The following is an 11,294-nucleotide window of genomic DNA, read 5'->3' on the forward strand; positions in this document are numbered from 1 at the left end:
AGCCAACACCGCTCGGCACCGCCGGCGAGGCGCACGTTCTCCTCCGGCCAGCGTGCGCTGCTGTGGGCCGCAGGCGTGCTCGGTGCGTTGGCCATCGTGATCGCGATCCTGATCGTGCTCAACGCGCAGGACCGCAGGGACAGCACCCCGCCGCCAACCGTCACCGAAACCCCGACATCCGAGGTCGCGCCGCCGGAGACACCCGCTGCAGCCCCGATCGGAACGGGCGGCGATGGAGCGCCCCGATACTGGGTATCACGACACGTCGACAGCGCCGCTCCCGCGGTGCCGCGGCACCTCACGGCCTCAGAACAGATACGGCCCTCAGAACAGATACGGCAATGACAACCCCACAGCACCTTTCCGACCGCTACGAAGTCGGCGAGATCCTGGGTTTCGGCGGAATGTCCGAAGTCCACATGGCACGCGACCTGCGGTTGCACCGCGACGTCGCGATCAAGGTGCTGCGCGCCGACCTGGCCCGCGACCCGAGTTTCTATCTCCGGTTCCGCCGGGAAGCGCAGAACGCGGCGGCGCTGAACCACCCCGCGATCGTTGCGGTGTACGACACGGGCGAGGCGGAGACGTCGACGGGGCCGCTGCCCTACATCGTGATGGAGTACGTCGACGGCGTGACCCTGCGCGACATCGTGCACGGCGAGGGTCCGATGCCGACACAGCGCGCCATCGAGGTGATCGCCGACGCCTGCCAGGCACTGAACTTCAGCCACCAGCACGGCATCATCCACCGCGACGTCAAACCCGCCAACATCATGATCAGCAAGACCGGCGCGGTGAAGGTGATGGACTTCGGCATCGCCCGCGCGCTGGCCGATGCCGCCAACCCCGTCACGCAGACCGCGGCCGTGATCGGCACCGCGCAGTACCTGTCGCCCGAACAGGCCCGTGGCGTGAAGGTCGACGCCCGCTCCGACGTGTACTCGCTGGGCTGTGTGCTCTACGAAATGCTGACCGGCGAGCCGCCTTTTGTCGGTGACTCCCCCGTCGCCGTGGCCTACCAGCACGTCCGGGAGGACCCCGTCCCGCCGTCGGAGCGCTACAGCGGCATCTCCCCCGAACTCGACGCCGTCGTGCTGAAGGCGTTGGCCAAGAACCCCGACAACCGCTACCAGACGGCCGCCGAGATGCGCGCAGATCTGGTCAAGGTGCACAGCGGCGAGACACCGGACGCGCCGAAGATCTTCACTGATGCCGAGCGGACGTCGCTGCTGTCCGCGGGACCGTCCGACGGTCGCACCGAACAACTCGATCAGGTGGGGCGCCACCAACCACGCTACGAAGAACGCGCGCGGCGGGGTTCGGTCGGGCGCTGGCTGGCGGCGGTGGCGATTCTGGCCGTGCTCACCGTCGTGGTCACCATCGCGATCAACTCGTTCGGCGGAGAAACCCGTGACGTGCAGGTTCCCGATGTCAGCGGTCAGGTGTCCGACGACGCCATCGCCGCACTGCAGAACCTCGGTTTCACGACCACGCTGCAGCGCAACCCGGACTCCGAGGTTCCGCCCGATCACGTCATAAGCACTGATCCGGCGGCCAACGCGTCCGTCGCGGCGGGCGACGAGATCACCCTCAACGTCTCGACCGGGCCCGAGCAGCGTGAGGTGCCCGACGTGTCCGGTCTGAGTTACGCCGACGCGGTCCAAGAACTCACCGCCGCCGGGTTCGAGCGTTTCCGGCGCACTGCGTCGGCCTCACTCCCCGACCAGCGAGACCGGGTGCTGTCGACTGTTCCGCCCGCGAACCAGACCTCGGCGATCACCAACGAGATCACCGTCGTCGTGGGAACAGGGCCGGCGACGGCGGTGGTGCCCGACTGTGTCGGCCAGACCGTAGCGGTGTGTCAGCAGATTCTTTCGGCCTCCGGCTTCGCGAACTCGGTGCCGGTCGAACTCGACAGCACCACGACGGCCGGGCAGGTATTGGGCACCGATCCCGCTGTCGCCCAGACTGTTCCGGAGGACACGCTCATCCAGATCCAGGTGTCGCGGGGCAACCAGTTCGTGATGCCCGACCTGTCCGGGATGTTCTGGACCGATGCCGAACCTCGGCTGCGTGCACTGGGCTGGACCGGAATCCTCGACAAGGGCGGCGACGTGCAGAACAGCGGTCAGCGCACCAACGCCGTGGTGCGTCAGAGTCCGGCGGCGGGCTCCGATGTGAACTTCGGCGCCAGGATCACGCTGAACTTCGCGTCGTAGCGGCCTGCACGGCGCCGGCCACCTCATCCTCGAGACGACTGACGAGTTCCTCGGCAGGCGCTGCGCCGCAGTAGGCGAGCCAGTTGGCGAGCATCCGATGCCCGCCTTCGGTGAGGATCGATTCGGGGTGGAACTGCACACCGTGGATCGGCAGGTCGACGTGGCGCACACCCATGATGACGCCGCCTTCGGTTTGTGCGGTCACCTCGAGTTCGGCGGGCACCGTATCGGGCAATATCGTCAACGAGTGGTACCGCGTCGCGGTGAATGGATCCGGAAGACCTTTCAGCACACCGGCATTCGAGTGATGGACGGTGCTGGTCTTGCCGTGCAGCAGTTCGGGTGCGCGATCGACGGTACCGCCGAATGCCACCCCGATGGCCTGGTGACCCAGGCACACACCGAGCAGGGGAGTGCCTGCGGTAGCGCACGCGTGGACCAATGGGATCGAGGCACCGGCCCGCTCGGGCGTGCCCGGTCCGGGGCTGAGCAGCACACCGTCGAACTCCTCGGCGACGCCGACCTCGTCGGCCAACCGGTCGTCGTCATTGCGCCAGACCTTCGCGTCCACACCGAGCTGACCCAGGTACTGGACCAGGTTGAACACGAAGCTGTCGTAATTGTCGACGACCAACACCTGCATGCCGAACAGGCTACCGCCAGGGGTTTCCGTTCTCAGATGTCAGGCTGCTTCTGACGAGGCTCCGCTGTCGCGCTTGTCGCTGGACTGGCTCTTCTCGTTGTCACGCTTGGTGCTCTTGTCGGCCGTGTCGGCATTGTCGGTCTTGTCATCGTCGCGCTCGTCACTGGCGTCGCTCTTGTCGTCGTCATCGTCGTCCTTGTCGGTCGACGTCGCCGGCGCAGACCTGGAGCCACTCTGAACTTCGTCGTCGGAACCGTCGGCGGCTTCGCCGATCGTGGACTCCTGCTGTTCCGTCTCGTCATCCGCCTGCTCGTCGTCCTCCTCGACGGCGCGCAGCGAACTCATGGTGCGCGCGTTCGCCTCGTTCTCGACTACGACTGTCTCCGTGGAGCTTTCGGGCTCCTCAGACAGCTCCTCCTGCTCGCCGGCGCCTGACACGCTCGGTGGCGGTTTGCCGTTGCCCCAGTCGGCGCCTTCACCCTGCTGGATGTAGTCAGGCCGGTCGTAGTCGCGCTCGACCAGCGGTCGGTACCGAGCGTCGAGTTCAGCCAGGCGCTCCTCGGAGACGAACGGCCGCACCCAGTTGAGCATCGGCAGCGTCTCGGCCGGGATCAGCATGTAGGTGGTGTTTCCCTCTTGGAAGACGAGGTTGTTCGGATCGTTGATGTCGACGCCCTCGTCGAAGTAGCCGAAGTGCCGCGAGAACGCCGCATTGATCGCCGAGTAGAAGCCGAAGCGGGTGGGGCTATCCGCGACACTGTCGTACTGCACGACGGCGTCGAGATGTTGGTACGGCTGAATGGTGGGCAGTCCGGCACCGGGATTGTTGCGGTTGTCACCGCCGTACTTTCGCTCCGGGTTGCCGTAGGTCACGATGAGCAGCACCCTGTCCGGGTCCGGCGCGATATCGGGGTTCCGCTCCCACTCGCGCATCCGGTCGTACATGCCTGCCGCGCCGAGCGAATAGTTGAGCAGGATGATGTCACCCGGTGTGGCGTCAACGGCCGTCTGGATCTGCCGGGACGTGGTTCTGGCGCTGAAGGATCCCGTGCCGAGCGAGCGGCAGACGTTCTGTTCGCAGAACGCCCCGCTGAAGCCCGACTGGGCCTCACCGGTGGGCCGCCAGGTGCCCTCGGAGGCAATCACGGTGGCCGCGACCACGGATGGCGCTGCCGACAGCGCCATGACGGTCGGCACGGACATGGCAACGAGCGTCGCTGCGAGAGCGTGCTGGCGGTGACGGTTCATTCAGACCCTCCGGTCGTGATCGGGTTGCCCGCGGATCTGAGTTCCGCGTGCCCTTCCCATTTCGTGATGTTCAGCTTCGTTGCTGCAGGGCGCTGACCGTGGTCTTCTAACGAGTCGGCACGTTTAGCCAGACGGGGCACTGGCGAACTGATCTCGTCATCGGTAGCGCCGGTGCCTGTCAGGACAAGCCATTCCTTTTGTCCAAGAACGTGCTTGTCATTTCTATGATTTGCTGCATCGACGACGAGACTGGGCGCTGCCTTACGCAAGGGTATAGGTGGCGGGCAGCTACTTCCAGTCGGATATCAGTGACGATCTTGTGACGGTGGTTGATGCCACATCCAGAATTTGCACGCAAGAAAATATCGTGGCGGCGCAAACCGTCACTCGGAATTGGCTGCGCCGTCCTCATTCCCGGCGTCCTCATTCCCGGCATCGTCGGGGTCGGTGTCGGTGTCGGTGTCGGTGTCGGCGTCGGCGTCGGCGTCGGCGTCGGCGTCGGCGTCGGCGTCGGTCTCGTCGTCCCCGGCATGGTCGTCGTTGGCGGCCTCGTGGTTGTCATCCGCACTGCTGCTGGTTTCGACTTCCGATGCAGGTTCCAGTCCGTCGTCGGGCCTGTCCTCATCGGCGGCGTCCTCCGGCGCCGCAGTTCCTGCTTCGCTATCGGCCTCATCGGGGCCATCGGATGCCGGCTTGCGTGCCGTGCCGAACCGAGCTTCTGGCTGCTCTTCCGCCGCGAAGGCCGCGTCATCTCTGTCGGAGCCGCCGGAGTTGAGTGGAGCGTCGTCGGCAACCTCGGTGATGCTCGGCGGCGGGTTCCCGCTGCCCCAGTCCGCGCCCTCGCCCTGCTCGACGTAGTCCGGGCGGTCATAGTCCGCCTCGATGAGCGGTCTGTACTGCGCGTCGAGTTCTGCCATCCGCTCATCCGACGTGAACCAGGCGCGCCACTTCAGCATCGGCAGTACGTCGGCCTTGATCAGCATGTACGTGGAGCCGTCCGGGTCCTGGTAGATCAGGTTGCCCGGGTCGTTGATGTCCGACGGTTGGAAATAGTCGATGTGCCGGGCGAAGGCGGCGTTCATCATCGAGTACCAGCCCCAGCGTGTCGGTCTGTCGGCGACGCTGTCGTACTGCATCGTCACGTCCAGATGCTGGTAGGGCTGCCCGCCGGGGACGCCCACGTGGGAGTTTCGGCCCTTGTCTCCACCAAATCTGTTCTCCGGGTTGCCGAAGGTGACAACGAGCACGAGCCGATCGTGATCCGGTGCCAGCGAAGGATTCCGCTCCCATTCGCGCATCCGGTCGTAGATGGATGCCGCGCCGAGCGAGTAGCCCATCAGGATGATGGTGCCCGCGGTGGCGTCCACCGCCGTCTGGAGCTGCCGGGAGGCCGGTTTCACGTCGAAGGGTGTACGGGCGTTGTTGATCGAGCGACAGGTGTTCTGGCGGCAGAACTCCCCACCGAACGCCTTCTGCGTGGTGCGACTCAGTTGCAGCGTTCCTTCTACCGCCAAAACCGTCGCGGCGCCCGCCGACGGTGTCGACGACATCACGACGGCTGCCGGCATACACAGTGCTGCTGCCAGTGTTCGGCGAGTGTTGTAGCGCATTCAGATCCCCCGATCTCCGTCTGCCACCTGGCCCCGAAACGCGGGCACGCACCGATGCGCCCGGCGTGAAGGTGGCGCCAACAGCCGCCAGGCTTTGCCGACCCTGCCCGACGGCTAACTGCGTCCACGGTGTCCCGACCGTGTGTGTTCTTCTGCAATGTGATTGCTGTACTCGGCTTTGCCAGGCTATCGCCGGTAAGCGCATGTCGCTGACAGAACCCTGTATAACAGCTCTGTTCGCATTATGGATAGTGCTTGGCTACTTTTGCTGCAACGTCAATTTAGTAGCCGAGTGGGCCGATCGGGCTGGCGTAGCTCAGCCGGATGGGCTGCTGATAGCCCACCAGTTCGACGTCCCGGGCCTCCTCGGTGTAGCCCAGACCGAACCGCGCCGCATACCGCTTGTAGAGGGTCACCAGAGGCGCCGCAGACAACGCCTCCTGCATGGCTGCGGCATCGCCGACCGCGGAGATGACGTACGGCGGACTGTAGGTTCGGCCGTTGAGCAACAACGTGTTTCCCACACACCGTGGTGCCGACGTCGCGATGATCCGCTGGTCCTGCATCTGGATGCCCTCGGCGCCCGCGCTCCACAGCGCGGTGAGGACAGCCTGGATGTCTTGTTGGTGCACGACCAGGTCGTCGGGGGAGGCGTCGCGTGGGAACCGGCCCTCGGCGTCGCGCTGGGCGTCGGTGAGCGTAACCACCAGGCCGGGACCCCGCATCGGCGCCAGGCCGGCCTGCCCGGCCAATGCGTCGGCGCGCTCGGTGATCGCGGTCAGCGCCAGATCCGTACCCGGCGAACCGCCGTGGTGATTGTCGACCCGGCTGTCCAGGGCGTCGCGGTCCGAAGTCAGCCGGTCGACGGACTGCTGGGCCTCGCGAACGAGATCGACCAGGCGGGGCGCGTCACTACGGCGGATCTCGTCGCCACCCGAGACAGTGTGGGTCGCTCCCAACAGCAGCCCTGCGGCCACGCACACGACGGGGACACCGAACCGCCACGCCGATCGGGGTGGACCGTTGTGGTCGTCCATCCTGTCGTCTCCTGGTGAGATGGCGAAGGGGGCTGAGTTAGGCTTTCCCGTACACATCGTCGCACTGGCGACGCCGATCGTCCGAAGGTACGCATGCCCAAGTCCAAGGTCCGCAAGAAGAACGACTTCACCATCAACCCGGTGAGCCGGACTCCGGTGAAGGTCAAAGCCGGCCAGTCGGGCACCTGGTTCGTGGTTCTCTTCTGCGGGCTGATGCTGATCGGGCTGACGTGGTTGATCGTCTTCCAGTTGGCCGGCAGCGGACCCGACGTGCCGAGCTTCCTGCAATGGATGTCCGACCTCAACGTGTGGAACTACGCCATCGCGTTTGCTTTCATGATCACCGGGCTGCTGCTCACGATGCGCTGGCGTTGACCCCGAACTGCCGCGGAATGAATTCATTCTCGCTGCCTGGCGTTCGCCTGTCCGCAACCGGGTGGTCACCAGATCACATGGATGTGATTCATCCCCATTGGGGATAGCACTTGTGGATAACCCCATCGGCCACGGTAGGAGGGTGTGAATTGTCCGTTCAGCAAACTGAGTGGAGTCCGCCTACGCCAGGCATCGTCGGTGCCGGCTTTCTGGGGGCCGTCCTCGCTTTCGGCGCTGTGACGCTGGTCACAGACCCTCCTGGGCGCGCGTTGGTGGGCATCGCCGCGGTGGGTTTGCTGATGTTCGCGGTCATGTCGTGGCGTTCACGGCCGAAACTGGCAATCTCCGGCGAGACTCTTGTGGTCCGCGGTTTCTGGCGCACCCGGGAACTCGGACACGCCGACATCAAGCTGATCCGGATCACCGAGTTCCGCCGCATAGGGCGCAAGGTTCGTCTGCTGGAGATCGACACCACCGATGACCGGCTGCTGGTGCTCAGTCGCTGGGATCTCGGCACCGACCCGCTTCAGGTGCTCGACGCGCTCAGCGACGCCGGGTTCGCCCCCGGTAACTAGCCGCGGAATTGCATTCCAGCAGGGCGTTTCTCGAACTCCTCGTGCTGGAACGCAGTTCCGGCGGGATCAAGCGATGGTGATCGACTCGATCACGACGGCCTCGGTGGGCCGGTCACTGCGGTCTGTTGCCGTGGTGGCGATGGCGTCGACGACCTTCTGCGATTCGGCGTCGACGACCTCACCGAAGATCGTGTGCTTGCGGTTCAGGTGCGGCGTCTTGCCCACCGTGATGAAGAACTGCGAGCCGTTGGTGCCCGGGCCTGCGTTGGCCATCGCCAGCAGGTAGGGCTTGTCGAACTGCAGTTCCGGGTGGAACTCGTCGGCGAACTGGTAGCCCGGGCCGCCACGGCCGGTGCCGGTCGGGTCACCGCCCTGCAGCATGAAACCTTCGATCACACGGTGGAACACCGTGCCGTCGTAAAAAGGTCCGGACGAGCCGCCACTGGCGTTCTCGGTGCTGTAGTCCTTGGTGCCCTGGGCCAGCCCGACGAAGTTCGACACCGTCTTGGGGGCGTGGTTTCCGAACAGGGCGATCTTGATGTCGCCGCGGTTGGTGTGCAGGGTCGCGGTCGCTGTCTGAATGGAACTCGTCACGGGAAGCCAGTCTGCCACGCCACGTCTGCCCGCCAACCGGGGCACCTTGCGGACGCGTAGATGGCAGGCTGGAGGCGCGACGTCCGTCCGTCCGAAAGAGGTGGCATATGAGCTCCAAGACCGTGGACCGATTGACGCCGGGCCAGCGGCTCGGCCGGGGCCTGAAGTACTCGGCCGTCGGACCGGTCGACGTCACCAGGGGAGCGCTGGGGGTCGGGGTCGACTCGGTGCGCTCCTCGGCGGCATGGGTCGGAAATCGGTACCGCCGAGACCGGCTCGCCCGACAGCTGAAGGCCGACCTGGCGTCGGCGCAGGACGCGATCGCCGCCGAGTTCTCTGCCGTGCAGGAAGTGGTGGCCGACCTTCCGGAGGCTCTCGGCAAGGCCCGCCGTTCCCGTGGTCGCCGCCGGCCCCTGCTGCTGGCCGGTATCGGAGTGGCGGTGTTGGCCGGGGGAGCCGCGGCGTTCACGATCATCCGTCGCTCGTCCCAACCGGAGCCGTCACCGCTGCCGCCCAGCGTCGACGTCACTCCCAAGCCCTAGCGGCGCGGCGTCCTGTCGTGGCCGTCTCGGTGTTCGATCTGTTCTCGATCGGCATCGGGCCGTCGAGTTCACACACCGTCGGTCCGATGCGGGCAGCCGGGCGCTTTGTCGCCGCCATGGCCGCCGACGGGACTCTCGCCGCGGTATCGCGGCTGCGGGTCGAGTTGTTCGGCTCGTTGGGAGCGACCGGCGCCGGCCACGGTACCCCCGGTGCTGTCGTGCTCGGCCTCGAGGGATGTGACCCGGAGACGGTGGATCCCACCGCGGCACGCGCCCGTGTCGAGGCGGTCGCCGCAAGCGACCGGCTACACCTGGCCGGTGACCGCGATATCGACTTCGTGATGGCCACCGATATCGTTCTCTCGTTGCAGGCCATGGACTTTCACAGCAACGGAATGGTCTTCCAGGCGTTCGACGGCGAGGGCTCGTTGCTCGAGCGCCGAGTGTACTACTCGGTCGGCGGCGGTTTCGTGGTCGACGAGGAGGAAGCGGCGGCAGGTCCCCGCGACGACACCGTACTGCCCTTTCCGTTCCACACGGGCGCCGAACTGGTTTCGTTGGCCGAAGAAAACGGTTGCAGCATCTCACATCTGGTGTCTCGCAACGAGGCTGCGCTCGGCCACGAGGCGGTACTGCGGGACCGTCTGCTGAAGATCTGGTCGGCCATGCGTGAGTGTGTGGACCGCGGGTTGGAAACGGGCGGAACGCTTCCCGGCGCTCTGCACGTACGCCGCCGCGCCCACGCACTGTCGAAGGCAGTCGAATCCGACCCCACCGATCCGCTGTACGCGATGGACTGGGTCACGGTCTGGGCACTGGCGGTCAACGAGGAGAACGCGGCCGGTGGCCGGGTGGTGACCGCGCCCACCAACGGCGCTGCCGGCATCATTCCTGCAGTCCTGCACTTCTACTGGCGGTTCGTGCCCGGTGCGACGGAGGACGGGGTCGTCGAGTTCCTGCTGACCGCGGCGGCGGTCGGGCAGTTGTTCAAGGCGAACGCGTCGATCTCCGGGGCGGAGGTCGGCTGCCAGGGGGAAGTGGGCTCAGCGTGCTCGATGGCCGCGGCCGGCCTGGCCGCGGTGCTGGGCGGTACGCCCGCGCAGGTCGAGAACGCCGCCGAGATCGGCATCGAACACAACCTCGGCCTCACCTGCGACCCCGTCGGGGGCCTGGTGCAGATACCGTGCATCGAACGCAACGCCGTCGCATCGGTGAAGGCCATCACGGCCGCGCGAATGGCGTTGCGCGGCGACGGCACGCATCACGTCAGCCTCGACACCGCCATCAAGACCATGCGCGACACCGGAGCCGACATGGCGGTCAAGTACAAGGAGACGTCCTTGGGCGGCCTCGCGCTGAACGTCGTCGAGTGTTGATTGTGGAGCCTAGGAGATTCGAACTCCTGACATCTGCCTTGCAAAGGCAGCGCTCTACCAACTGAGCTAAGGCCCCTGGTGGATCTCAGGAAGGGACGTCGGCGACGGTGTGCCACACCTCGGCACCGTGCTGGGTCCGCCACACGACCAACGCGGCGGCCGCACCAGCTGCGGCGGCGAACAGAAGCACCCTCTTCATCGATCGTGAACCCTTCCGTGGGGCTAGGAGGACTCGAACCTCCGACCTCTTCGTTATCAGCGAAGCGCTCTAACCGCCTGAGCTATAGCCCCGTCAACCGCACTGGGGGACCTCCGCTAGCGGGGGCCGAGCGACGAGATTACCGCACGGGTGAGCCGTGGCCCAAACCCAGAGCCTGCGACGTCAGTCGCGGTCGGCCAGGGTGACCTCGACGCCGCCCACCAGGTCCGTCGTCAGGTTGTAGATGAACGTGCCGATGGTCGCGGCGGCGGTCAGCAGGACGATGTTCACCAGGCCGATCAACGCGGCCCCGCCGAAGATGGTGCCGCTGGACACGAGCTCACCGCCGGCGGTTCCGCTGGCGCTGGTCAACAGATCGCCGACGTTGCTGTTGAGCTTGCTCCACACCCCCATGCCGCCGAGCACCAGATACAGGAACGCCACCGCGATCATCCACACGAAGAACATCGCGACCGACAGCACCAGCGAGACCTTGAGCGCGCTCCATGGATCGATCCGGCGGATCTGCATGCTGGCCCGCACCGGGCCCTTGTGATGCTGCTGGCGGGTGGCGACCTGGACCGCTCTGCCCGCGCCCGACGTCTGCCCGGGGGGTTTGGCAGGTTGCTCGGTCACCGGACGCTCGACCGGCTTGCGCTGCTGCTGCGGCCTGGGCGGGGGACCCGACAGATCTGGCAGCTCGCTGGCGTACGCACCGGAACCACCGTCGGGACGGGAGCCCTGATCGGGACGGGGTCCCTGATCCTGGCGAAGGCCTTCCGGACGGACCACGTCGGTGCGCTCACCACGCGATGGCGCCTCTGCCTCGGGCGCGGCCGAAGGCGCGGGTGCGCCGGCGATGAACCGGTTCAGCCG

Annotated in this window: 11 protein-coding genes, 2 tRNA genes and 1 pseudogene; 6 read left to right on the forward strand and 8 right to left on the reverse strand. The window is 66.2% G+C overall.

Annotated elements, in window-relative coordinates; all coding sequences use genetic code 11:
• Together WA965_RS04465 and pknB are read left to right on the forward strand one after the other, a co-directional pair.
• Window positions 1–345: pseudogene (locus WA965_RS04465) on the forward strand (serine/threonine protein kinase); the annotation flags it as partial.
• A complete protein-coding gene (gene pknB, locus WA965_RS04470) occupies window positions 342–2,219 on the forward strand; it encodes a Stk1 family PASTA domain-containing Ser/Thr kinase (protein WP_526300509.1) in 1,878 nt (625 codons plus the stop codon). The pseudogene WA965_RS04465 and the gene pknB, both read left to right, overlap by 4 nt.
• Here the strand turns inward: pknB and WA965_RS04475 are convergent.
• The 4 genes from WA965_RS04475 to WA965_RS04490 all read right to left on the reverse strand — a co-directional run bounded on the left by WA965_RS04475 (window position 2,197) and on the right by WA965_RS04490 (window position 6,757).
• Complete coding sequence (locus tag WA965_RS04475) at window positions 2,197–2,862, reverse strand: aminodeoxychorismate/anthranilate synthase component II (protein ID WP_526300507.1); 666 nt, start codon at window positions 2,860–2,862, stop codon at window positions 2,197–2,199. The two genes, pknB and WA965_RS04475, sit on opposite strands and share 23 nt — an antisense overlap.
• Before the next feature lie 39 nt (window positions 2,863–2,901).
• The gene (locus tag WA965_RS04480; protein ID WP_526300506.1) at window positions 2,902–4,065 is read right to left on the reverse strand and encodes a PE-PPE domain-containing protein; all 1,164 of its coding nucleotides are present in this window, start codon (window positions 4,063–4,065) and stop codon (window positions 2,902–2,904) included.
• 428 nt (window positions 4,066–4,493) lie between these two features.
• Entirely contained in the window at window positions 4,494–5,678 is a 1,185-nt protein-coding gene (locus WA965_RS04485) for a PE-PPE domain-containing protein (RefSeq protein ID WP_526447144.1), read from the reverse strand.
• A 323-nt stretch (window positions 5,679–6,001) separates the two neighbouring features.
• Window positions 6,002–6,757 (reverse strand): DUF881 domain-containing protein, encoded by a 756-nt coding sequence (locus tag WA965_RS04490; RefSeq protein WP_526300502.1) that lies wholly within the window; start codon window positions 6,755–6,757, stop codon window positions 6,002–6,004.
• 93 nt (window positions 6,758–6,850) lie between these two features.
• On the opposite strand from WA965_RS04490, the gene crgA reads away from it, so the two are divergent.
• Together crgA and WA965_RS04500 are read left to right on the forward strand one after the other, a co-directional pair.
• Window positions 6,851–7,132 carry a cell division protein CrgA gene (crgA, locus tag WA965_RS04495; RefSeq protein WP_526300500.1) on the forward strand — a complete coding sequence of 94 codons (282 nt, stop codon included), beginning with the start codon at window positions 6,851–6,853 and terminating at the stop codon, window positions 7,130–7,132.
• A 149-nt stretch (window positions 7,133–7,281) separates the two neighbouring features.
• Window positions 7,282–7,707, forward strand: coding sequence for a PH domain-containing protein (locus WA965_RS04500; RefSeq protein WP_526300498.1), 426 nt, complete (start codon window positions 7,282–7,284; stop codon window positions 7,705–7,707).
• A gap of 66 nt (window positions 7,708–7,773) precedes the next feature.
• On the opposite strand, the gene WA965_RS04505 is transcribed toward WA965_RS04500, so the two are convergent.
• On the reverse strand, window positions 7,774–8,319 hold the full coding sequence (locus WA965_RS04505; RefSeq protein WP_178357809.1) for a peptidylprolyl isomerase: 546 nt from the start codon (window positions 8,317–8,319) through the stop codon (window positions 7,774–7,776).
• 89 nt (window positions 8,320–8,408) lie between these two features.
• Here WA965_RS04505 and cwsA point away from each other — a divergent pair, with 89 nt between their 5' ends.
• Window positions 8,409–8,843: a cell wall synthesis protein CwsA gene (cwsA, locus tag WA965_RS04510; protein ID WP_526300496.1), complete on the forward strand. Its 435-nt coding sequence runs from the start codon at window positions 8,409–8,411 to the stop codon at window positions 8,841–8,843.
• A gap of 17 nt (window positions 8,844–8,860) precedes the next feature.
• Window positions 8,861–10,219: an L-serine ammonia-lyase gene (locus WA965_RS04515; protein WP_526300494.1), complete on the forward strand. Its 1,359-nt coding sequence runs from the start codon at window positions 8,861–8,863 to the stop codon at window positions 10,217–10,219.
• Window positions 10,220–10,222: 3 nt separating this feature from the next.
• Here the strand turns inward: WA965_RS04515 and WA965_RS04520 are convergent.
• The 3 genes from WA965_RS04520 to WA965_RS04530 all read right to left on the reverse strand — a co-directional run.
• Window positions 10,223–10,295: transfer RNA gene (locus tag WA965_RS04520), tRNA-Ala, on the reverse strand.
• A gap of 141 nt (window positions 10,296–10,436) precedes the next feature.
• Window positions 10,437–10,510: transfer RNA gene (locus tag WA965_RS04525), tRNA-Ile, on the reverse strand.
• A gap of 91 nt (window positions 10,511–10,601) precedes the next feature.
• Window positions 10,602–11,294, reverse strand: a 693-nt coding sequence (locus WA965_RS04530) for a DUF3566 domain-containing protein (RefSeq protein WP_526447146.1), incomplete at its 5' end; no start/stop codon positions are given.

It is taken from the genome of Mycobacterium sp., assembly GCF_049683935.1.
Lineage (GTDB): Bacteria > Actinomycetota > Actinomycetes > Mycobacteriales > Mycobacteriaceae > Mycobacterium.

What these genes read in the sequence shown, in the direction of transcription:
- WA965_RS04480 (WP_526300506.1), bottom strand. Translation starts at nt 4,065, where the DNA reads ATGTCCGTGCCGACCGTCATGGCGCTGTCGGCAGCGCCATCCGTGGTC.
- cwsA (WP_526300496.1), top strand. Translation starts at nt 8,409, where the DNA reads ATGAGCTCCAAGACCGTGGACCGATTGACGCCGGGCCAGCGGCTCGGC.
- crgA (WP_526300500.1), top strand. Translation starts at nt 6,851, where the DNA reads ATGCCCAAGTCCAAGGTCCGCAAGAAGAACGACTTCACCATCAACCCG.
- WA965_RS04485 (WP_526447144.1), bottom strand. Translation starts at nt 5,678, where the DNA reads ATGCCGGCAGCCGTCGTGATGTCGTCGACACCGTCGGCGGGCGCCGCG.
- WA965_RS04490 (WP_526300502.1), bottom strand. Translation starts at nt 6,757, where the DNA reads ATGGACGACCACAACGGTCCACCCCGATCGGCGTGGCGGTTCGGTGTC.
- pknB (WP_526300509.1), top strand. Translation starts at nt 342, where the DNA reads ATGACAACCCCACAGCACCTTTCCGACCGCTACGAAGTCGGCGAGATC.
- WA965_RS04475 (WP_526300507.1), bottom strand. Translation starts at nt 2,862, where the DNA reads ATGCAGGTGTTGGTCGTCGACAATTACGACAGCTTCGTGTTCAACCTG.